The 21,920-nt window shown below is 72.2% G+C and carries 20 protein-coding genes; 11 read left to right on the forward strand and 9 right to left on the reverse strand.

The genetic code is table 11. The features are described 5' to 3' along the window. Nucleotides 1-85 precede the first annotated feature (85 nt). The 4 genes from FHU30_RS07525 to FHU30_RS07540 all read right to left on the reverse strand — a co-directional run bounded on the left by FHU30_RS07525 (nt 86) and on the right by FHU30_RS07540 (nt 3,486). The gene (locus FHU30_RS07525) at nt 86-838 is read right to left on the reverse strand and encodes a sirohydrochlorin chelatase (protein ID WP_253873362.1); all 753 of its coding nucleotides are present in this window, start codon (nt 836-838) and stop codon (nt 86-88) included. After that, nucleotides 838-1,548 (reverse strand): phosphoadenylyl-sulfate reductase, encoded by a 711-nt coding sequence (locus FHU30_RS07530; RefSeq protein ID WP_253873364.1) that lies wholly within the window; start codon nt 1,546-1,548, stop codon nt 838-840. The genes FHU30_RS07525 and FHU30_RS07530 overlap by 1 nt, the downstream gene beginning before the upstream one ends. Continuing rightward, nucleotides 1,545-1,730 carry an Insertion element protein gene (locus tag FHU30_RS07535; protein ID WP_253873366.1) on the reverse strand — a complete coding sequence of 62 codons (186 nt, stop codon included), beginning with the start codon at nt 1,728-1,730 and terminating at the stop codon, nt 1,545-1,547. Before FHU30_RS07535 ends, FHU30_RS07530 begins: the two co-directional genes overlap by 4 nt. Nucleotides 1,731-1,806: 76 nt before the next feature. Further along, nucleotides 1,807-3,486 (reverse strand): nitrite/sulfite reductase, encoded by a 1,680-nt coding sequence (locus FHU30_RS07540; protein ID WP_253873368.1) that lies wholly within the window; start codon nt 3,484-3,486, stop codon nt 1,807-1,809. Nucleotides 3,487-4,199: 713 nt separating this feature from the next. Between FHU30_RS07540 and FHU30_RS07545 the strand changes: the two genes are divergently transcribed. The 3 genes from FHU30_RS07545 (at nt 4,200) to FHU30_RS07555 (ending at nt 7,095) form a co-directional block, all read left to right on the forward strand. Next, a complete protein-coding gene (locus tag FHU30_RS07545) occupies nt 4,200-5,189 on the forward strand; it encodes a YihY/virulence factor BrkB family protein (protein WP_253873370.1) in 990 nt (329 codons plus the stop codon). A gap of 166 nt (nt 5,190-5,355) precedes the next feature. After that, nucleotides 5,356-6,315, forward strand: a complete 960-nt coding sequence (locus FHU30_RS07550) for a phosphotriesterase family protein (protein ID WP_253873372.1) — start codon at nt 5,356-5,358, stop codon at nt 6,313-6,315. A 120-nt stretch (nt 6,316-6,435) separates the two neighbouring features. Continuing rightward, nucleotides 6,436-7,095, forward strand: a complete 660-nt coding sequence (locus FHU30_RS07555) for a phosphoribosyltransferase (RefSeq protein WP_253873374.1) — start codon at nt 6,436-6,438, stop codon at nt 7,093-7,095. Nucleotides 7,096-7,365: 270 nt separating this feature from the next. Here the strand turns inward: FHU30_RS07555 and FHU30_RS07560 are convergent, their stop codons facing one another. The 4 genes from FHU30_RS07560 to FHU30_RS07575 form a co-directional block, all read right to left on the reverse strand. Continuing rightward, on the reverse strand, nt 7,366-7,662 hold the full coding sequence (locus FHU30_RS07560; protein WP_253873376.1) for a WhiB family transcriptional regulator: 297 nt from the start codon (nt 7,660-7,662) through the stop codon (nt 7,366-7,368). 190 nt (nt 7,663-7,852) lie between these two features. Then, nucleotides 7,853-8,773 (reverse strand): ferredoxin family protein, encoded by a 921-nt coding sequence (locus FHU30_RS07565; RefSeq protein ID WP_308211223.1) that lies wholly within the window; start codon nt 8,771-8,773, stop codon nt 7,853-7,855. 116 nt (nt 8,774-8,889) lie between these two features. Next, nucleotides 8,890-10,440, reverse strand: a complete 1,551-nt coding sequence (locus tag FHU30_RS07570) for a glycerol-3-phosphate dehydrogenase/oxidase (RefSeq protein ID WP_253873891.1) — start codon at nt 10,438-10,440, stop codon at nt 8,890-8,892. A 35-nt stretch (nt 10,441-10,475) separates the two neighbouring features. Continuing rightward, nucleotides 10,476-11,081, reverse strand: coding sequence for a TetR/AcrR family transcriptional regulator (locus FHU30_RS07575; protein WP_253873380.1), 606 nt, complete (start codon nt 11,079-11,081; stop codon nt 10,476-10,478). Nucleotides 11,082-11,146: 65 nt separating this feature from the next. Here FHU30_RS07575 and FHU30_RS07580 point away from each other — a divergent pair, with 65 nt between their 5' ends. From FHU30_RS07580 to FHU30_RS07615, 8 genes are all read left to right on the forward strand, one after another. Further along, nucleotides 11,147-12,796 (forward strand): FAD-binding oxidoreductase, encoded by a 1,650-nt coding sequence (locus FHU30_RS07580; protein WP_253873892.1) that lies wholly within the window; start codon nt 11,147-11,149, stop codon nt 12,794-12,796. 6 nt (nt 12,797-12,802) lie between these two features. Further along, the gene (locus FHU30_RS07585) at nt 12,803-13,687 is read left to right on the forward strand and encodes a diacylglycerol/lipid kinase family protein (RefSeq protein ID WP_253873382.1); all 885 of its coding nucleotides are present in this window, start codon (nt 12,803-12,805) and stop codon (nt 13,685-13,687) included. Nucleotides 13,688-14,169: 482 nt separating this feature from the next. Continuing rightward, the gene (locus FHU30_RS07590) at nt 14,170-14,568 is read left to right on the forward strand and encodes a YccF domain-containing protein (RefSeq protein ID WP_253873384.1); all 399 of its coding nucleotides are present in this window, start codon (nt 14,170-14,172) and stop codon (nt 14,566-14,568) included. Between the two features lie 183 nt (nt 14,569-14,751). Continuing rightward, on the forward strand, nt 14,752-15,309 hold the full coding sequence (locus tag FHU30_RS46920; protein WP_308211224.1) for a DUF485 domain-containing protein: 558 nt from the start codon (nt 14,752-14,754) through the stop codon (nt 15,307-15,309). Next, nucleotides 15,306-16,964, forward strand: coding sequence for a monocarboxylic acid transporter (locus FHU30_RS07600; protein WP_372503853.1), 1,659 nt, complete (start codon nt 15,306-15,308; stop codon nt 16,962-16,964). Before FHU30_RS46920 ends, FHU30_RS07600 begins: the two co-directional genes overlap by 4 nt. A gap of 181 nt (nt 16,965-17,145) precedes the next feature. Beyond that, complete coding sequence (locus tag FHU30_RS07605) at nt 17,146-18,660, forward strand: metallophosphoesterase family protein (protein ID WP_301322757.1); 1,515 nt, start codon at nt 17,146-17,148, stop codon at nt 18,658-18,660. A gap of 99 nt (nt 18,661-18,759) precedes the next feature. Then, nucleotides 18,760-19,452 (forward strand): hypothetical protein, encoded by a 693-nt coding sequence (locus FHU30_RS07610; protein WP_253873386.1) that lies wholly within the window; start codon nt 18,760-18,762, stop codon nt 19,450-19,452. Nucleotides 19,453-19,502: 50 nt separating this feature from the next. Continuing rightward, on the forward strand, nt 19,503-21,161 hold the full coding sequence (locus FHU30_RS07615; RefSeq protein ID WP_253873388.1) for a bifunctional 3'-5' exonuclease/DNA polymerase: 1,659 nt from the start codon (nt 19,503-19,505) through the stop codon (nt 21,159-21,161). Here the strand turns inward: FHU30_RS07615 and FHU30_RS46925 are convergent. Beyond that, nucleotides 21,143-21,529: an ATP-binding protein gene (locus FHU30_RS46925; RefSeq protein WP_253873390.1), complete on the reverse strand. Its 387-nt coding sequence runs from the start codon at nt 21,527-21,529 to the stop codon at nt 21,143-21,145. The two genes, FHU30_RS07615 and FHU30_RS46925, sit on opposite strands and share 19 nt — an antisense overlap. Nucleotides 21,530-21,920: the final 391 nt, after the last annotated feature.

Genomic DNA, 21,920 nt, shown 5'->3' on the forward strand with positions numbered 1-21,920 from the left:
CCTGTTTGGCAATGTCAGCGTCATGTGATGGGACAGCGCCATGCGAAGGGCCATGGGAAGGGCCGCCGCCGCCCTGCGATGGCGGTCAGACGGCGGCGGCCAAGCCCAGGCGCGCGTCCATCAGGGCCCGCTCGTAGCGGTACACGACCAGCTCGGCGAGCTCCGGCGCGTCGCCGAGCGCGGGGGAGACGGCCGCCGCGCCCGCCGCGAGCGCCTCGTCCCGCACCTTGTCGGTGAAGAAACCCGGCGCGAGGAAGTAGGACGCCACGACCACGCGCGGCACGCCCGCGTCCCGCAGCGCCGCGACCGCCTCGCCTGGCGTGGGACGCGTCGCCGACGCGTACGCGGCCACCACCCCGCGCCAGCCGCGCCGCCGCCACCGCCGCGCCAGCCCCGCGATCGTCGCGTTCGCCGTCGGGTCGCTCGAACCGGCCGCGGTCAGCACGACCGCCGTGCCCGGATCGCCGATCTCCACGTCGACCTCGCGAAGCCGCCGCTCCAGCGCCGCGGTGAGCAGCGGGTGCGGGCCGAGCGTCCGGGCCGTCACCAGGTCCAGCCGCGAGTCGGCCGCCCGCAGCACGGCCGGGACGTCGTGCTTGGAGTGGTACGCGGCGGTCAGCAGCAGCGGCAGCACCACCGCCGACGCCGCGCCCGCGTCCGCCAGGCCGTCCAGCACCGGGCCCGGCGCGGGCGGGCAGTGGTCCAGGAAGGACGTGTGCACCGGCACGTCCGGACGCAGCGCGCGCACCGCGTCCATCAGCCGCGCGACGGTCGCGGCGGCGCGCGGGTCCCGCGACCCGTGCGCCACCGCCACCAGCGGCGTCCCGCCAGGTGTCATCAGAGGTGGATTCCGCATTCGGTCTTGCCGGTTCCGGCCCAGCGGCCGCTGCGCGGGTCCTCGCCGGGGGCGACCGGGCGGGTGCAGGGCTCGCAGCCGATGGACGGGTAGCCGTCGTGGTGCAGCGGGTTGATCAGGATCCCGTTGTCCTCGATGTAGTTGTCCATCTCCTCCTGCGTCCAGTCGAGGATCGGGTTGACCTTGACCATGCCGCGCCGCCGGTCCCACTCCACGACCCGGCGGTCCCGGCGGGACGCCGTCTCGTCCCGGCGGATGCCGCTGAACCAGGCCATGTAGCCCTCCAGCGCGCGGCCGAGCGGCTCGACCTTGCGCAGGTGGCAGCAGAGGTCGGGGTTGCGCCCGTACAGCCGCGGCCCGAGCGCCGCCTCCTGCTCGGCGACGGTCCGGGACGGCTGGACGTTGATCACGTTCACCGGGTACACGGCCTCCACCGCGTCCCGGGTGCCGACCGTCTCGGCGAAGTGGTAGCCGGTGTCCACGAACAGCACGTCGATGCCGGGCTTCACCTTGGATACCAGGTGGATCAGCGCGGCGTCCGACATCGAGGACGTCAGGCAGATGCGGTCGCCGAACGTCGCCGACGCCCAGCGGATCACTTCGAGCGCGGGCGCGCCGTCGAGCGCGGCCGCGGCGGATTCGACGATGTCCTCGAGGTCGAGTGTCGGTCTGTCGGTCTCCAGCAGCGTCACCGGTGTGACTCCTCGGTCTCCGGCCGGGGGGCTCCGGCCTCCCGGGGCGCACCGACCCCGAGGAACTTCAGGTGGAAGGAGCGGACGCAGTCACGGCAGAACCACGCCCCCTCCCCTTCGCGCGGTTCGAGCCGCTCCTCGCCGCAGTACGGGCAGTAGAACGGCGCCGCGCGCTCGCTCATGCCGCCTCCCGGACGCCGGTGGCCGCGTGCGCGCTCATGCCAGGTCCCGGACGTCGGCCGGTGGCCGCGCGCTCGCTCATTTGAGGTCCGCCTCGTCCGCGCGGCCGACCCACTGCGCGAACGTCTCGCCGTCCGCCCGCTGCGCGTCGTAGTTCCGGACGACCCGCTCGACGTAGTCGGTCAGCCCGGCCGAGGTGGTCTTCAGCCCGCGCACCTTCTTGCCGAACGACTGGCCGAGCGCGCCGCCGAGATGGATCTGGAACCCCTCCACCTGGTCGCCGTTCTCGTCCACGACGAGCTGGCCCTTGAGGCCGATGTCGGCGACCTGGATCCGCGCGCACGCGTTCGGGCAGCCGTTGACGTTGATCGAGATGGGCTGCTCGAACGCCGGCAGCCGCTTCTCCAGCTCGTCGATGAGGTCCATCGCGCGCTGCTTGGTCTCGACGATCGCGAGCTTGCAGTACTCGATGCCGGTGCACGCCATCGTCTGCCGCCGGAACGTGGACGGCCTGACCTGCAGGTCGTGCCGCGCCAGCTCGTCCGCGAGCGCCTCGGTGTTCTCCTCCGGCACGTCCAGGATGACCATCTTCTGCTCGGCGGTCGTCCGCGTCCGGCCGGAGCCGTACCGCTCGGCCAGGTCGGCGATCACACCGAGCAGCTCGCCGTTGACGCGGCCGACGCGCGGCGCGAACCCGACGTAGTAGTTGCCGTCCTTCTGCGGGTGGATGCCGACGTGGTCGCGGCGGGGGAGCGGCGGCGCGGGCTCCGGGCCGTCCGGGAGGGCGAAGCCGAGGTACTCGTCCTGCAGCACCTGGCGGAACCTCTCCGCACCCCAGTCCGACACGAGGAACTTCAGCCGGGCGCGGTGCCGCAGCCGCCGGTAGCCGTAGTCCCGGAAGATCGAGACGACGCCCTTCCAGACCTCGTGCGCCTGCTCCGGCCGGACGAACACGCCGAGGCTCTGCGCGAACATCGGGTTCGTGGAGAGGCCGCCGCCGACGAACACCTGGTAGCCGGCCTCGCCGTCCTCGTTCACCACGCCGACGAACGCCACGTCGTTGATCTCGTGCACGGTGCAGTGCGCCGTGCAGCCCGAGAGCGCCGACTTGAACTTGCGCGGCAGGTTCGAGAACTCCTTGGACCCGATGTACCGGTCGTGCACCTCGCGCAGCTGCGGGGTCGCGTCGATCACCTCGTCCGCCGCGATCCCGGCGAGCGGGCAGCCGATCAGCACGCGGGGCGTGTCGCCGCACGCCTCGGTGGTGTGCAGGCCGACCGCCTCCAGGGCCTCCCAGATCGCCGGGACGTCCTCGATCCGGATCCAGTGGTACTGGACGTTCTGCCGGTCGGTGATGTCGGCGGTTCCGCGCGCGTACCTGGTCGCGATGTCGGCGATCGTGCGCAGCTGCGGGCCGTCCAGCTGGCCGCCGTCGATCCGGACGCGCATCATGAAGTAGCGGTCGTCCAGCTCCTCGTCCGGGAGGGAGCCGGTCTTGCCGCCGTCGATGCCGGGCTTGCGCTGGGTGTACAGCCCGAACCAGCGGAAGCGGCCGCGCAGGTCGGCGGGGTCGATGGAGTCGAAGCCGGCCTTCGAGTAGACCTCGATGATCCGGTTCTTGACGTTCAGGCCGTCGTCGTTCTTCTTGTTCTCTTCGTTCTTGTTCAGCGGCTCGCGGTAACCGAGGGCCCACTGGCCCTCGCCGCGCTTGGGTCTGGCGCTGGCGGGCTTGGCGCTGGAGGTGGTCGCAGGTGGCACGGCGCGTCCTTGGGATGAGCAAGGGGACGCGGACGCACCGGCGGCAGGAAGACGGCCGGCTCGACGCTGAGCGGAAGGTCGGATTCGGGGCGACGCCGATGCGCCACGCGCCCGCGTTCGACAGTTCGGCTACGGCAGGGGCGTGGTCTGGGCGTCACCGACAGATAGCGCTGCGGACCCGCTGAAAGTCGACATGCCGGCGCATGACCAGCAGCGGATCCACGGTAGGCATGCTTGAACTCTGACACGCGCCGCGGCGGCCTGTCCAGTTCCGTCCGGCATGCGGACAGGTGACTTCGGTCATCCCCGCAGGCCCGCCCCCGCCTGTCGATCATGGGCCGGACGCGGCCCGGCGCCGTCGAACCGGAGGCGCGACGCGCCGAGTGGATCACAGGAACGGGTCAAGCGGGAGGTTCCGGATGGGGGACGCTCTACCGTGGAGGGCGGTGAGCAGCGGGGCAGCGGACGGCCCGTCCGGCGGGGGAGCGGTTCCGGCGCGGGCGTCCGCGGACGAGCTGTCCGAAAAGGCGGGGGCATGGGAGGGTGAGGCCACGTCCGGGCGAGAAGCCCCGCCTGGGCCGTCCGGGTGGGAAGCCCCGCTTGAGCGGGAAGGTCTGTCCGGGCGGGAAGGTCCGTCCGGATGGGGAGGTCCGTCCGGGCCGGAAGCGGACCCGTCCCCGATGGACAGGGCGTTGTCGGAGGGAACGGGCCAGGTGTCCGAATTCGAGTCGGTCCCGGCGTCCGTCCCGCGCCCGCGCGCGGGAGGGGACGGTGTGGAGGACGCGCCGCGGCGGCGCCTGGCCGCCTGGCTGGTGAACGCGGCCCGCACGGCGTGGATCCTCGTGCGCGGGACGGTCGTGGCGGCGTTCCGGTACCGGGTGACCGGGCTGGCCGCCGAGGCCGCGTTCTTCGCGCTGCTGTCGCTGCCGCCGCTGGTGATCGGGCTGGTCGGCATGATGGGGCACCTCAAGGGCCTGCTCGGCGCCGAGACCGTGGCCGAGATCCGCACCTGGACGATCCACCGCGCCGAGAACGTGCTGACCGAGCCCGCCGTGAAGGGCCTGGTCGTCCCACTGCTGGACGACGTGATCAAGGGCGGCCGGCCGGACGTGGTGTCGGTCAGCTTCCTGATCTCGCTGTGGGCCGGGTCCCGCGCCACCAACGTCTACGTGGACACGATCACCATCACCTACGGGCTGTCCGGGGTACGCGGCGTGATCCGGACGCGGCTGCGCGCGTTCTTCCTCTACCTGCTCGGCGTCGTCCTGCTGTCGGTGGTGATCCCGCTGCTGGTCGCCGGGCCCGCGCTCGCCCGCAAGGCCGTCCCGCAGAGCTCCGGCTTCGTGGAGATCTTCTACTGGCCGGTCGTGGTGAGCGTCTCGGTGATCTTCCTGGCGCTGCTCTACCACCACAGCATCCCGGTCCGGACGGCCTGGTGGCGCGAGCTGCCCGGCGCGGTCGTCGCGCTGCTGATCTGGATCCTCGGCAGCTTCCTGCTCCGCTTCTACCTCGCCGGGTCGCTGCGCGGGATCTCGGTGTACGGGTCGCTCGCGGCGTCCATCGCGGTGCTGGGCTGGCTGTACGTGGCCGCGCTGGCCGTCCTGCTCGGGGCCGCGCTCAACAGCGAGATCGACCGCCGCTGGCCGAGCGCCGGCACCCTCCAGGCCCGCCGCCGCGCGTCCGACCCGCCCGAAACCCCCTGACCACCGACCGGAGCGCGCCGGTTCGGGTCCGCTTCCTGACTGGTCGGGAGGGGCTCGGGTCAGGGGACCTGTGGGTTTCGCCGAGGACGGGCGCGGCGGACATGTGGGTAAAGAATCCCCAGAGCCCGGCCGGGAAACCGTCAAGTATGTCGTAACCTCGCCAAGTATGGCCCCCAGTGAGCAGACCGGGCGGTTGCGCACCGTCACCGGATCCATCGACGCGTCCTCCGTCAGCGGACCCGTGCTCGCGCACGAGCACCTCCAGCTCGACCTGCGCTGGCCGTCCCACCCGGCCCGGCTGGACTCCGACCCGCGCCGCTGGCTGGACGAGGAGAAGGCCGTCACCGCCGAGCTGACCGGGCTGCGCACCGACCACGGTGTCGGCCTCGTCGTGGACCTCACCTGCTCGGGCATCGGCCGCAACGCCGCCGCGCTGTCCCGGATGGCGGCGGGCTCCCGGGTCGCCGTCGTCGCCGCGACCGGCCTGTTCGCCGGACCGTTCCACCCGTCCTACGTGGACGACGCCGACGAGGTGAAGCTGGCCGAGCGGCTGCTCGCCGAGATCGGCTTCGGCCTGGACGGCACCAGCGTGCTGCCCGGCGTGATCGGCGAGGTCGGCACCTGGGGCGACGTCCCCACCGCCGCCGAGGAGCGCTGCCTGCGCGGCGCGGCCCGCGCCGCCGAGTACTCCGGCCTGTCCGTCGCCGCGCACGGCCGCCCCGGCCTGGCCCTCCTCGAAGTGCTGACCGGCGCGGGCCTGGCCCCCGGCCGCATCGCGATCACCCGGCAGGACCTCTCCGACGACCCCGCCGCGCTCCGCAAGATCGCCGAGAACGGCGCCTACGTCTCCTTCAGCCTGCTGCCGTCCGACCCGGACGCCGCCACCGCGCCCCTGGAGACCCGCATCCGCCCCGTCCTGGACCTCCTGGACGCCGGGCACGCCGACCGCGTCCTGCTCAGCTCCGGCGTCACCCGCATGACCCAGATCACCCGCTACGACGGGCCGGGCTACGCCCACCTGTTCAACACCGTCCTCCCCGCGCTCCGCGCCGCCGGCGCGGACGACGCGACCCTCACCCAGGTCCTCCACCGGAACCCCCTGGCCTGGCTGACCACCGCCTCCTGACCCGGCCCGCCCCGCAAGCGGCGGGAGCCGTTGCGGAGGCGGCGGCGGGGGACTTCGCGGGCGGCGGCGGCCGGCCGATCTAAGCTGGAGACTGCCGGGAGCCTCTTGGGGGAGGACGCCATGTCGCCCGTGAAGTTGCCGTTCGCGGACCGGGCCGAAGCCGGGCGGGTGCTGGCCGAGCGGCTCGTCCCGCTGGAGCTGGACAAGCCCGTGGTGCTCGCGCTGCCGCGCGGCGGGGTGCCGGTCGGGTACGAGGTCGCGCGGCGGCTCGGCGGCAGCCTGGACGTGCTGGTGACGCGGAAGATCGGCTACCCGCCGCAGCCGGAGCTGGGCGTGGGCGCGATCGCCGAGGGCGGCGACCCGGTTCTGGACGCGGGGCTGCTGGCCCGCCTGCGGCTGGACGAGGACGACCTCGCCGCCACCGTCGCCGCCGAGCGCGCCGAGCTGGACCGCCGGGTCCGCGCGTACCGGGGCGACCGCCCGCTTCCGGGGACGGCGGGACGCTCGGTCGTCGTGGTCGACGACGGGCTCGCCACCGGCGGGACGGCCCGGGCGGCGCTCGCCGCGGTCCGGGCGCGCAAGCCGGAGCGGCTGCTCCTGGCGGTGCCGGTCGGCGCGTCCGCGACGGTGCGGGAGCTGACCGAGGACGCCGACACGGTGGTGGCCGTCGCCGCGCCCCGGGTGTTCCGGGCCGTGGGCGAGTGGTACGAGGATTTCGCGCAGCTCACGGACGAGGACGTCGTCCGCTGGCTGGAACGCGCCGGAACCGCGCGCTGGTAGATCTGGTAAGGGCGGGCCGGAACGGATCGGAACCACCCGGGGATGGGGTCGAAAGGATCATGGCCATGGCCCGGCGGTACTAGTCCGAAAATGGTCCGTTCCGTTTTCCGAATGGGCGGCGCAAGAACGTTCCGATGAGGTATCGGGAATGGCGCGGCCCGGACGCGCGAACGGCCCCGCCGGAGCAGGGCCGTTGACGTTTTCAGGTGGCGTGCCGGGGGCTTGCCGTCGGCGACCTTCCGGCGCGGTGGCCGAAGGACGGGGCAATGCCTAGGCGGCGTTGGCGCGGCGCATGCGGCGGCGGCGCTCGGAGGCGCGCTCGTCCTCGTTGAGTCCGCCCCAGGTGCCGTACTTCTCGGGCCGGGAGACGGCGTAGTCCAGACACTCGTTGCGGACCGGGCAGCCCATGCAGATCTGCTTGGCCTTGCGCTCACGGATCTCGCGTTCGGGCTGGCGCTCGCCGTCGGGGCCGAAGAAGAGCACGAGGTCTTCCCCCCGGCACGCCGCGGCGTCCTGCCAGCCCCACGAGGGACGAGGGAGGTTTGCCTGCCGACGTACCTGAGCCATGGAACACCCACCTTGGTTGTTTTTACTGAGCAATTTCGGGACATGGACGCTCGACGTGCCTCAGCCGCTAGCGTCCGAAGCGCCGAATGGTCCAACGTCTGGAGTTGCCGCTCTTGTTCCCCGCCCGGTTCACCGGGTCCGTGGGGACGAGACGACGGGAGACCCTCGAAATAATGGGGCCTCGGAGAGATTACACGAGGGCCGCCTCGTTGAGAAGGGTGAGGTCGGTAACAAGGTGGGTCTGGAGCTTCTCTTGGCACTCCGGACCGCATCCTCCGGACTCTTCGCCGCGTTCCACGACCACTCGGTAACGGTTCCCTCCGGCGGACACCACCGCCTCGTAGGGAGATGCTCCCGAGAGCCTCTCGACGGTCACGCCCGCCACGTCCAGAACACCCGTCCGGGCCCGGACGGCGTGCTCGGCGGCCTGCGCGGGTTCGGGCATTCCGGCCCTTCCTCGCAGGTGGTCGAGGACGACCCGTCCGTTCAGGTAAGCGGAGACGGCGGTCTCGGCCTCGGCGGGACCGAGGTTCCCGTAGTAGATCGCATGCGGAAGGCACACGAGGTTCGCCGCATATCGATCACCTCCGACATGGGTGGTCTCCCATACAAGGCCGCCGAAACGTGATGTGAGGTACCGGGCGAGGGGCGCGCCCGTCCTTGCGCAGCAGGCGTTCCGCCTCCCGTGCGTGCATACGAGGAGGACCGGCTCGTCAACGGCCTCGCCCCATCCGGGACGCTCCCCGGAGGCCACCGCCTCGAAGTCGAGCCCGGCTAGCTCCGCGTGATCGTCCAGCTCGCGCGTCTCAAGCCAGACGTCCGTCCCGTGGGACCACCCGATGTACACCCTGAACGGCGGCGTCGCCCGCCGCCCGCGTCCGGCCCGCCGGATCAGCTGTGGCCGCACACCCGCCGCCTGCGCGCGCTGGACGGCGCTCGCGAGCGCTTCCGGCTCCGCCAGCTGCTCGACCCGCTCGGGCCAGGGCCCGGGGTGCTCGACCAGCACCCAGGCCCGGGGTTTCTGGGTGGCGGTGGCCAGGCACGGATGTGCCGCGGAGTGACTCCCGGGACAGTGCCCGCAACCGCTCTGGCGCTCCACGCCACGCCCCACGCCACGCCCCCCGTCAGCCCGGATGTGAATTAGGCCAGGCTAACCTCACGCCCTGCCCGGGCGCCATGGCAGTGACCCAGCTCATACCCGATCCGATCTTCTGCGATGCCCCGGCTTCACCTGGTAAAGGAGGTGATGTCCGCGGGACGGAGCGCGGCCTCGGCCGCGGGGAGCGCGGCGGCGCGGTCGGCCGGGACCAGGCCCAGGCGGGTGCGGCGGTCGAGGAGGTCGGACGCGTCCAGCGCGCCCTCGTGGCGGACGGCCCAGGCGAGTTCGGCGCCCAGGACGGCGGAGCCCGCGAAGACCGGTTCGAGCAGCGAGGCGTCCTCGCGGGCCATGGCGGCGAGGAGCGGAGCCTCGGTGCCGTAGCGCTGGACGAGCCGGCGCGGCGCGTCGAGGCGGGCGAGGGCGTCCGGACGGGCGGCGCCGACCAGCGGGATCCGGGCCGTCCGGGACGCTCCGGCGCCGAGGCCCTTGGCGGCGAGGACGGCGTCGACGGCGTCCTCGGCCATCCGGCGGTAGGTGGTGAGCTTGCCGCCGACGATCGTGACGATCCCGTCGGGCGAGGTCAGGACGGCATGCTTGCGGGAGATGTCGGCGGTGGAGCCGTGCGCGTCGTCCAGCAGCGGGCGCAGGCCGGCGAACGCGCCGAGCACGTCCGCGCGGCGCACGGGGACGTCCAGCGCGGAGTCGAGGATGTCGAGCAGGAAGCCGATCTCGGCGGGTGTCGGCTCCGGGACGTCCGGGATCGGGCCGTCGGCGGGCTCGTCGGTGAGGCCGACGTACACGCGCCCGTCGCCCTGCGGGATCACCAGGACGAACCGGTTGGTCTCACCAGGGATCGGGATGTGCAGGCCCGTGCCGAGCCCGCCCAAGGCCTCGGCGCGGACGACCAGGTGCGTCCCGCGCGACGGACGAAGCCGGACGCCGTCCACGAGTCCGCCGGCCCACACCCCCGCCGCGTTGACCACCGAGCGGGCGCGGATCGTGAACTCGCTGCCGGTCAGCTCATCCCGGACCTGCGCGCCCGTGCCGTCCAGTTCCAGCGCCCGGACGCGGGTCAGGATGCGCGCGCCGTGCGCGGCGGCCGTCCGGGCGATGGCCGTGACCAGGCGCGCGTCGTCGGCGAGCTGGCCGTCCCAGGAGAGGAGGCCGCCGCGCAGCCCGTACGTCCGCAGCCCCGGGGCGAGCCGCAGCGTCTCCACTGAGGAGAGGCGGCGCGGGCCGGGAAGCACGGAACGCGGAGTGCGGGCACCCAGCCGAAGCGCATCCCCGGCCTGCAACCCCGCGCGCACGAGGGCGGCCTGGGAACGGGACACGAGCGGGGTGAGCGGCATCACGAACGGGAGGGCGCGCACGAGGTGCGGCGCGGTCCGCGCCATCAGCACGCCGCGCTCGACGGCGCTCTCGTGCGCGACGTCCACCTGTCCGGACGCCAGGTAGCGCAGGCCGCCGTGGATGAGCTTCGAACTCCACCGGGACGTCCCGAAGGCGAGGTCGTGCGCGTCGATCGCGGCGACGCTGAGCCCCCGCGAAGCGGCGTCCATCGCCACCCCCGCGCCCGTGGCCCCGAGCCCGACCACCAGCACGTCCACGACCTCGCCGGGCAGCGCCTCCAGCTCCCGCGCCCGCCGCGCGGCGTTCAACGACGACCGGACGGGCGCCATGGCGCGCGCGCCCTCTCCGGGGTGCTGTGCAGGCGTCATGGAGCCAGGGTCCTTTCCAGGATGGTGCGGAGTTCGGCGTCGAGCGCCTCGTAGGTGAGCGCGGGGTCGGCGGGGTCGGCGACCGTCCGCCCGGACAGCGCGAAGGACTGGACGACCAGCAGCAGCGCCCGCGCCTGCCGCGCCGGGTCGCTCCTGCGGACCGAGCCGTCCGCGTGCCCGGCGGCGAGCGCCTCCTCGAAGATCTCCAGGAAGGCGGCCTGGCTCGCGCCGAGCCGGTCCAGCAGGTACGGCAGCAGCAGCTCGGGGTCGACGTCCAGGATCTTGCGCATCAGCGGGTGCTCCCGGAGCGCCCCGACACCGCTCACCAGCCCGTCCACCAGCAGCTCGCGGACCGTCCGGCCGCCGGTGGCGGCGGTCGCGGGCCGGACGGCGGTCCCGACCGCGGTCCACTCGCGGGTCATGAGGTCGGCGACGATGGTCCGGACGTCCGGCCAGCGGCGGTACAGCGTCATCCGGGAGACGCCGGCGCGGCGGGCGATGTCGGTGAGCGTGGTCCGGCGCACGCCGACCGCGAGGACGCAGTCGCGCGCCGCGTCCAGCACGGCCTGCTCGTCCATCCTGTTGTGACGATTCGACGTCATGTGTCACAGTGTAAGCCCGTAGGACGAGTTGAGCCACTTGGAGGAGCGCGGTGGGTACCGGCGACATGCTGTGGAGCGGCTGGGGCGATCCGTCCCGGGCGACGCCCCTGCCCGAGCCCGTCGTCGGGCTGCTGCGCGAGCTGCTCGGCGTGAAGCCGGCCGAGGCCCCGCCGCTCGCCCTGGACGAGATCGTCCTGCCCGCGCCGCGGCTCTCCGACACCGCGCTCAAGGCGCTGCGGGACGCGGTCGGCGCCGAGCACGTCCGGACGGACGCCGAGACCCGCGTCCGGCACACGCGCGGCAAGTCCACGCCCGACCTGCTGCGCATCCGCGCGGGCCAGGCGGACGACGCGCCCGATGCCGTCGTCCTGCCCGGCTCGCACGACGAGGTCCTCGCCGTCCTCAAGGCGTGCGCCGGGCACCGCACCGCGGTCGTCCCGTTCGGCGGCGGCACCTCGGTCGTCGGCGGCCTCGCCCCCACGGATGTGACCTCGTTCATCGCGCTCGACCTGCGCCGCCTCGACGCGCTCGTCGATCTGGACGAGGTGTCCCGCACCGCCACCTTCCAGCCGGGCCTGCGCGCCCCCCGCGCCGAGGAGCTGCTGCGCGAGCGCGGTTACACGCTCGGCCACTTCCCGCAGTCGTTCGAGTGGGCGACGATCGGCGGGTTCGCCGCCGCGCGGTCCAGCGGGCAGGCGTCCGCCGGGTACGGGCGGTTCGACGAGATGGTCGTCGGCCTGACCGTCGCGACCCCCGCCGGGACGCTCGACCTCGGCCGCGCGCCGAAGTCCGCCGCCGGACCCGACCTGCGCCAGCTCGTCCTCGGCTCGGAGGGCGCGTTCGGCGTCATCACGTCCGTCCGCGTCCGGATCAAGCCGGTCCCGGACGCGCACGCGTACGAGGGCTGGCGCTTCCCCGACTTCGAATCCGGGTCCCGCGCGCTGCGCACGCTCGCCCAGGACGGCCCGCTGCCCACCGTCCTCCGCCTCTCGGACGAGACGGAGACGATGATCGGCCTGGCGGACCCGTCCGGTGTCGGCTCCGGACTGTCGGACGCCGCGGGCTGCCTGGTCGTCCTCGGTGTCGAAGGCACCCCGGACGAGATCGAGGCCCGCCGCGCGAAGATCCACGACGTCCTCGCGGGCCTCGGCGGCGAGCCGCTCGGCACGGCGCCCGGCGAGAAGTGGGAGCACGGCCGCTTCAACGCCCCCTACCTGCGGGACGCGCTGCTCGACGTCGGCGCGTTCGCCGAGACGCTGGAAACGGCCGCGTTCTGGACCGACATCCCGGCCCTGTACGCGGGCGTGCGCGACGCCCTTACCGGGACGCTCACCGCGAACGGGACACCGCCGCTGGTCATGTGCCACATCTCGCACGTCTACGCGTCCGGCGCGTCGCTGTACTTCACGGTCGTCTCGGCGCAGGGCGAGGACGCCGTCCCGCACTGGGAGAAGGCCAAGCACGCCGCGAACGACGCGATCCTCGCCGCCGGCGGGACGATCAGCCACCACCACGGCGTCGGCACCGACCACCGCGACTGGTACGCCCGCGAGACCGGCCCGCTCGGCATCGCCGCGCTGCGGGCGGTGAAGGGCGCGCTCGACCCGTCCGGCATCCTGAACCCCGGCATCCTCTTCCGGCCGGAATCCGGCCAGGGGGTGCGGGAGGACGCCTCCTCCGGAGAGAATCAGCTCCCCCCGGCCGCCGAGGAGTAGCCCCCCATGACCACCCGTGTGTTCACCGCCGTCGTCAACCCGACGGCAGGCGGTTCGGCCTCGGCGGCGACGCTGATCCCGCTCGCCCGCGCTTTGCGCGAGGCCGGCGCCGAGCTGGTCGTGGAGTACAGCCGCGGCCTGGAGCACGCCACCGCCCTCGCGCGCGGCGCGGCCGACGCGGGGCACGTGGTGCTCGGCGTCGGCGGGGACGGCATGGTCGGCACCGTCGGCGGCGCGCTCGTCGGCACGGACGCGGTGTTCGGCATCGTCCCGGCCGGGCGCGGCAACGACTTCGCGCGGCAGCTCGGCATCCCGTCCGAGCCGTCCGCGCTGGCCGAACTGCTGCTGCGCGGCGAGCCGCGCGCGGTCGACGCGATCGAGGCGAACGGCGTGCCGGTGCTCGGCAGCGTCTATGCCGGAGTGGACGCCGTCGCGAACCTCAACGCGAACCGCTCGCGCTGGCTGCGCGGCTCGGCGTCCTACTACGTGGGCGCGCTGCGCGCCGTCCTCGCCTGGAAGCCCGCCCGCTACCGCGTCACGGTGGACGGCGCGGAGCACCGCTTCCGCGGCTACACCGTCGTCGCGGCCAACTCCGGCTACTACGGCTTCGGCCGCCACGTCGCCCCGGACGCCTCCGTCGACGACGGCCTGCTCGACGTGATCGTGGTCAAGCACGGCCCGAAGCCGCTGTTCTTCGCCGTCATGCGCGAGCTGGCGGACGGGTCGCACATCCGGCGTCCCCAGGTCGAGGTTCTACGCGGCCGCGAGGTCCGTATCGAACTGGACGACCCGGACCGCGTCCTGCCCTACGGCGCCGACGGCGAGCTCCCCGGCGAGCTCCCCGTGACCGCCCGCGTCCTCCCCGGCGCCCTCCGCGTCCTGGCCCCCTGAAGCCGCCGCCCCCGACCGCCTCCGCCCCCGGCCGCCTCCGCCCCCGACCGCCTCCGCGACCTGAACCCGGAGGGTTGGGACGTCCTGGGAAAGGGGTATCAGGGGGTTGACCTGGGGATTCGAGATTTGGGCCCGGTATTTGGGCCGGTTTACGGGAACATTACGGGCGTCCCCCTAGTCTTCATAGTGCGTCCCGGTTCTGCTGGGACAAGGGTCGTCTGTGGAGGCATCATGAGAAGGCGACACGTCGCCGTTCTGGGGGGACTCATGATGGCCGCAGACGCCCTCGCCGTGGTGGCGCCGGTGTCCATGGGGGTGGCACCGGCGCCCGCCGCGGCTCGGGACACCCCGCCGAACCCCATCCGCAGCGTGGCCTGACCAGCGTCCGGGACGCCCTCTTCCCCTGATGGCTTCCACCTCGCGACGGCGCGGGGCGGCCGGATAGCGGCGGCCCGGCCCGTCCAGGCCCTAGGGTTGGTCCCGTGCGCACGCTGCTGAACATCGTCTGGCTCGTCTTCGCCGGTTTCTGGATGGCGCTCGGCTACGCCGTCGCCGGCGTCATCTGCTGCATCCTGATCATCACCATCCCGTTCGGGATCGCGTCGTTCCGCATCGCGCTGTTCGCGCTCTGGCCCTTCGGGCAGAAGGTCGTCAAGCGCCCGGACGCGGGCACCGGGTCCTGCCTGGGCAACGCCATCTGGCTGGTCTTCGCCGGGATCTGGCTGGCCATCGGGCACATCGTCACCGGTGTCGCGCTCTGCGTCACGATCATCGGCATCCCGTTCGGCATCGCCAACTTCAAGCTCGTCCCGATCTCGCTGACCCCGCTCGGCCGGGAGATCGTCCCGACGGACGACCCGCGCACCTTCACCGTCGCTTAGGGGCCGTCCGCCCGCTTTGTGATCCAGATCACAGGACGGCATCGGTCGCGCATCGGCGCGGTCTCCAGTTCATCTGGTCAACCAAGTTCTTGCTCAACTGGCCCGCACCGGCCACCTCCGTAGGGCATCGTTGCCGCCGATCACGGTGACATTCAGTAAGGGATCTACTCCCGGAGGTGATCAGTGACCACAGAGTCCACCGGACGGCCCGAACCCCCGGGCGGCGGGCTGGACGAGGCGGCGTATCTGAGGATCGACGAGAGCCCTGAGTTCCAGCGGCTCAAGTCCGCCTTCCGCCGGTTCGTCTTCCCGCTGACCGCGGCGTTCCTGGTCTGGTACCTGCTCTACGTCGTCCTGTCCGCGTACGCCCGCGACTTCATGGCGAAGAAGGTCTGGGGCGAGATCAACGTCGCGCTCGTCTTCGGGCTGCTCCAGTTCGTGTCCACCTTCCTCATCGCGCTCGCCTACGAGCGCTACTCCCGCGGCAGGCTCGAACCGCTCGCCGCCGGCGTCCGCAGTGAGGAAGCGTCCCTGGCCGTCCCGGCCCAGCCCTCCGAGCCCGCGGCCGAGTCGACCGAGCCTTCGGCCACGTCCACCGAGGCTGCGGCCACGGAATCCGCGGCCACGTCCACCGAGCCCGCGACCACTCCGGACGCGGTGCCCGGCCAGGCTCCCGCTCCGGACACGGAGGCGGCGGCGGGCGAGACGAGCGCGGCCCCGGGTGAGGAGGAGGGCAAGTGAACGCTCACCACGTCCTCGCGACGGCCGCGGCCGCGGCCAAGAACGAGCACCGCACCTTCTCCCTCGTGCTGTTCGCCGTCTTCGTGGCGATCACGCTCTACATCACGGTCTGGGCGTCCCGGCAGACCCGGACGGCCGCGGACTTCTACGCGGGCGGACGGCAGTTCTCCGGGCTGCAGAACGGCCTGGCGATCGGCGGCGACTACATGTCCGCCGCGTCCTTCCTCGGCATCGCGGGCATCTTCGCGCTGTCCGGTTACGACGGGTTCCTGTACTCGATCGGGTTCCTGGTCGCGTGGCTGGTCGCGCTGCTGCTGGTCGCCGAGATGCTGCGCAACTCCGGCCGGTTCACCATGGCGGACGTGCTGGCGTTCCGGATGCGGCAGCGCCCGGTCCGGGCGGCCGCCGGGATCTCCACGATCGTCGTGTCGATCTTCTACCTGCTGGCCCAGATGGTCGGCGCGGGCGCGCTGGTCAACCTGCTGCTCGGCACGCACGGCGACGCCGCCAAGATCTGGACGATCGTGGTGGTCGGCGCGCTGATGATCTTCTACGTCACGGTCGGCGGGATGAAGGGCACCACCTGGGTGCAGATCGTCAAGGCCGTGCTGCTGATGGTCGGCGCGGTCGTGATGACGGTCTGGGTGCTGTCGAAGTTCGACTTCAACCTGTCCCACCTGCTCGGCGCCGCGGCTGACAAGTCCGGCAAGGGCGACAAGTTCCTGACCCCGGGCCTGAAGTACGGCGCGACCGACGTGTGGTCCAAGCTCGACCTGCTGTCGCTCGGCCTGGCCCTGGTGCTCGGGACGGCGGGCCTGCCGCACGTGCTGATCCGCTTCTACACCGTCCCGAACGCGCGCGCCGCCCGGACGTCGGTCAACTGGGCGATCGGCATCATCGGCGTGTTCTACCTGATGACGCTGGTCATCGGGTTCGGCGCGGCGGCCCTGGTCGGCAGCAAGGCGATCCTGGAGCAGGACAAGGGCGGCAACACCGCGGCGCCGCAGCTGGCCGAGAAACTCGGCGGCGGGGCCGGGACGAACGGCGGCGCGATCTTCCTCGCGATCATCGCGGCGGTCGCGTTCGCCACGATCCTCGCCGTGGTCGCGGGGCTGACGCTCGCGTCGTCCTCGTCCTTCGCGCACGACCTGTACGCCAACGTCTTCAAGCGGGGCAGGACCCAGGAGAAGGACGAGGTGAAGGTCGCGCGGATCTCGGCGCTGGTCATCGGCGCGATCGCGATCGCGCTGTCGATCTTCGCGCGCGGGCTGAACGTGGCGTTCCTGGTCGCTCTGGCGTTCGCGATCGCCGCGTCCGCGAACCTCCCGACGCTGCTGTTCTCGCTGTTCTGGAAGCGGTTCAACACGGCGGGCGCGGTCGCGGGCATCTACGGCGGCCTCGTGTCGGCCGTCGGCCTGGTGCTGCTGAGCCCGATCTGCTGGGGCGGCAAGTCCGCGACCATCCCCAAGGGGAACCCGGACGCGCTGTTCAGCGAGCACACCGTCGCGCCGTTCCACATGCAGAACCCGGGCCTGATCTCGATCCCGGTCGGGTTCCTCTGCGCCTATCTCGGAACGGTCCTGTCCAAGGAGAGGACCGACGAGAAGTTCGCCGAACTGGAGGTGCGGGCCCTCACCGGCGAGGGCGCCCACTGACCCGCGCCGCGTCCTGTGCAGGACGTCACGGACGTAGCGGACGTTGCGGAAGGCCCGGCCGCGGGGTCGCGCCCCGGACCACCGCGACGATCGGCGCGAACAGGACGTCTCGGTGAGCTTGACGGTGGGAGATACCTCCGGGAAAGGTTGGGGACACCCCCAGCCCCCCGGAGGTCTCTTCATGCACGCCGAAGGCCCGTCCCCCAAGGTCGAGAACTCCCGGATGTCCGAGGCCGGGGCCGGCTGGGCGTGCGGGCGGCCCGGCACGTTCCTGCGGCTGATGCCCGAGCACGTGCGGGCGTTCTCGTGGCGGCGGCCGGCCGTCCTGTGGCGGTCGAGGAACGACGTGGTCGCGCGGCTGTGGGGGGACCCGGCCGGGCAGCTGCGGCGGCGGGCGGTGGCGGCGCTGGCCGAGCGCGGCGCGCCCGCCTCGTTCACGATGCACCGCCCCGACCGCGAGTTCTCGTTCATCCTCATGGGCGACACCGGGGAAGGCGACCGGTCGCAGTACGCGGTCGTCCCGCCGCTGCTGTCGGTCGGCTCGGACACCGACTTCCTCGTCGTCGCGTCCGACGTGATCTACCCGACCGGGGACACCGGCGACTACGAGGACAAGTTCTTCCGCCCCTACGCCGGCTACCCGGGCCCGATCTACGCCGTCCCCGGGAACCACGACTGGTATGACGGGTTGCGCGGCTTCCTGAACGTGTTCTGCGACCTGGACATGGACTGCACGCCGTCCTGGAACGGCCCGTTCGCGTGGCTGGCGCGGCGGCTATGGCGCAAGTCGGGCGCTGTCGATCCAGTGGCGCTGGCCGAGATCCGGGCGCGGTACCGGGGCGCGCCGTCGCAGCGGGCCGTCCAGCCCGCGCCGTACTGGGCGATCGACACCCCGACGCTGCGGATCATCGGCATCGACACCGGCATCCGCGGCGGCATCGACGACGAGCAGGGACGCTGGTTGCGCGGTGTCTCGGCCGGTCCGAAACCCAAGCTGCTGGTGACCGGCAAGCCCCTGATCGTGGACGACATGAGACACCCGGACCCGATCGAGGGCGGCGGCACCGTGGACGACATCGTCCGCGACCCGGCGAACCACTACGTGGCCGCGATCGGCGGCGACATCCACAACTACGAGCGGTACCCGGTGAAGGTCGGCGACCGGACGCTCCAGTACGTCGTCTCGGGCGGCGGCGGCGCGTTCATGCACGCGACGCACATCATTCCGAAGACCACCATCGTGGACGAGTCGGACTTCCGCTGCTACCCGCTGCGCGGCGACTCCCTGTCCCGCTACGGCCAGCTGTACGGCCGCTGGTCCCGGATGCCCTGGCTGTTCAACCTGACGCCGAAGGAAGCGACGGCCGCGATCGAGAAGCGCACCGGGATCCAGCCCGCGCGAAAGTACGACGACGGCACGGCCGTCTCGTTCCGGGCGCGCATCGTGGCCGCGATCCTCGGCGTCCCGCGCGGCAAGCGGCGGATGGGACGGCTGCAACGCCTCCCGGTGAAACGCATCCCGCAGCGCTTCCGCTCGGAAATGGCCGACTGGGACACCCCGCCCTTCTTCAAGAGCTTCCTCCGCCTGGACGTCACGGAGACCGAGCTGCGCGTCCGGTGCTATGCGGTGACCGGCTGCGGCGACCACGAAACCGACCCGCCGATCGAGGACGAGTTCGTCATCTCGCTCGTCTGAGTACCTCGTCCGGCACGCATTGAGTAGCGCCGCCCATACCGCCGTCCCCCCGCCGTTCGTAACGTGATCGACGACATCGAGACAAAAGGGATGGCGGCTATGGCGAAGCGTCGGGTGTGGCTCTGGGTCGTGTTCGGCGTCGGCGCCGTCCTGGTGGCTGGAGTGGTCGCGGTGGCCATGGCCGCGGGAATGCTCCACTCCATGGAGAAGCAGTCGTCCAAGAAGCATCCGGACGGCCTCAGCCAGCAGGCGGTCGATGCCCGGTTCCAGCAGATGCGGACGCGCATCGAAGGGGAGATCCACCGGCCGCTGACGCCTTACCGAAGCCGCTCGGGCTCGCACCAGTCCTGCCACGCGGACGGAGACTTCTTCGGTCCGGGTGCCGAAGGCACGGAGACCGTTCTGACCTTCAAAGCGGTGCTCACCCGGGCACAGACGGCGACGACCCCGATCCCTCCCGGTTCGGACCCGAAGGGGGATCTCGTCTCGACCGAATCCGTCCTCACCGCGATCCGGCAGGATTGGCTGAAGCAGCCGGCGGCCTCGGCGGGCTTCGAGGGCGACATGATGGCGAACGGCGGCGGTGTCGTCCCAGGGCTGGGGATCTCCTGGTCTCCCGACGCGAAGTCGTCCGATGACCGGAACGAGGATTTCGGCGCGAAGCTCTACGTCTCCCTCGGCCACGACGGCGCCAGCCGCGACCGCGTTCCCCGGGACGCCCGCGACGGAGACTCCGACCTCCTCTCGGTCGAACTCGACGGCCCCTGCGTCTACCCCGCGACGACCGGATAGGGGCCGCGGCCGCGTGGGACTTTGTCGTACCCGGGCGGCACAATGTGCTGGTGAGGATCGCCGTCGCCGCTGGGGCCCGAGGCGGGGGCACGTTGCAGCCCCTGGCCGACGACGGCACGCCCGCGGCCGAGGCGGTCTCCGTCCCGTCCCTTGTGTCGGCGATAGCCGAACGCGAGTCGCAGACCGGCGACGAACGGCCGCGATGGGTGTGGTCGTCATCGGCACGGCTCTATCCGGAGTTGCTGCGCGCGGGCGTCCGGGTCGAGCGGTGCCACGACCTGGAGCTGGTCGAGAGCCTCCTGTCCGGTTACGACGGACGGTACGGAGAGTCGCGTTCGGTCGCCGCCGCCTGGGCACGGATGCGCGGCGAGCCGGTGCCCGCCGATCGCCGTCCCGCTGCCGAAGCCGGGCCCCAGGCGTCCCTGTTCGACGACGCGGAGGAGGACGAGGCCGAAGACATCGCGCAGATCGTGGCCGTCCACGCCGAGCAGCAGAAACGCATCGCCCGCGTGCCGGGTTTCGCGCTGCTCGCCGCCGCCGAGTCGGCCGGATCGCTGATCGCGGCCGAGATGACGCACGCCGGCCTGCCGTGGTCGGCGTCCGCGCACGACGAGCTGCTGACCGGGATGCTGGGGCCACGCCCGTCCGGCGGCCTGCGTCCGCGCAAGCTCCAGGACCTCGCCGACAAGATCAGCGCCGCTTTCGGACGGCACGTGAACCCCGATTCGCCCGCCCAGATCGTCAAGGCGCTGTCCGCGGCCGGCTACCAGGTCAAGACCACTCGCGCCTACGTCCTCAAGGAGATCGACCACCCAGCCGTCCCCCTACTCCTGGAGTACAAGGAACTGTCGCGCCTCCACACCGCCCACGGCTGGTCATGGCTGGACACCTGGGTGAAGGACGGCCGTTTCCGCCCCGAATACATAGTCGGCGGAGTGGTCTCAGGCCGCTGGGCCACGAACGGCGGCGGCGCGCTGCAAATCCCGCGCATCCTCCGTTCAGCAGTGGTGGCCGACGAAGGCTGGTCCCTGGTCGTAGCGGACGCCGCCCAGCTGGAGCCCCGCGTCCTAGCAGCCCTCGCAGGCGACCGAGCCTTCGCCGACGCCGCGGCCCAAGGCGACCTCTACGCCGCCCTGGCCGACGCCTTCACACCGTCCGCCGATCTGACCGCCCGAGACAAGGCGAAACTGGCGCTGCTCTCAGCGATGTACGGCGGCGGCACAGGCGACGCGGTCCAGCTGCTGGGCGTCCTCAAGAAGCGCTTCCCGGACGCGTTCGGATTCGTCGAAGCGGCCGCGCAGGCAGGCGAGCGAGGACGCCTCGTGCGCTCGCGCCTGGGCCGAACCTGCCCGCCGCCCTCAGCAGACTGGCGCGAACTAACGTCCACGGACGAAGACACCCGCTCAGCCTCAGCCGTAAGAAGCCGAGGCCGCTTCACCCGCAACTTCGTCGTCCAGGCAACAGCCGCCGACTGGGCCCTGACCCTTATGGCCCGCCTACGCCAACGCCTCACCGCTCTAGGCGACCCCGACCTCGTCTTCTTCCAGCACGACGAGGTCATCGTCCACACACCGACCCCTCTAGCGGACGAGGTATCCGCCGCCATCGAAGCCTCCGCAAAGGAAGCAGGCCGCCTCCTGTTCGGGGACACACCGGTCGTGTTCCCGATGGAGGCGGCCATCGTCCACCGCTATTCGGACGCCAAGTAGAACCAGACGCGAAGCCGCCCGTCCTCAAGCACCCGGAAACCCCACTCGGCCGCGAGCGCCCGCAGGATCGGCAACCCGCGTCCACCGACTCCGCAGGGATCGTCAACGTAGTGCGGCAGAGCTCCGCCACCGCCGTCGACCACGGCCACGGTCACCCCGCGCACATCCGGCTCGACCGAAACCTCGACCTGCTCCCCGCCGCCGTGCACGACGGCGTTGGTGAACGTCTCGGACGTGAGCAGAACGCAGTCGTCCACTACGGGATGCCCGTCCCCGATCACCTTGGCCACCCACCGCCGGGCGGCGGCGACCTGCCGTTCGTCGGACGCGAAGACCTGCCGGGCCACGACGTCCGAGCAGTCGCTCACCGCGCGGCCCTGACGCGCTGCCGCCGCACCTGCACGGATTCGCCGACGCGCGGCACGACCGGGTGGAAGACCCGCAGCACTCGGGGACGCTCCCACACCCGCGAGGTCCTCATCCACCCGCGTTCGGCCAGCCGTCCGAGGTGATGGTCCCCGACATCCGCGCGCACCGGCCGAACCGGTGCCGTCCGTCGTATTCTCATGTACGTCCTCCCAGTGAGGATGAGCCGCGCGGCCGGGCAGGCCTGCAATCCAACCCCGGCCGCGCGGCGGCTCTCGTTCACGCCGACGTGCGCCGCTCCACCAGCGATGATCACGTACCGTCGCCGATCCGTCGCACCCGAACATCGTGAACCGCGCCGTCGCGCTCTGTCCATGCTTCGGTGCAAGTCGT

Origin of the sequence: Actinomadura rupiterrae (assembly GCF_024172125.1) — a bacterium.
In the GTDB taxonomy this organism is placed as follows: domain Bacteria; phylum Actinomycetota; class Actinomycetes; order Streptosporangiales; family Streptosporangiaceae; genus Spirillospora; species Spirillospora rupiterrae.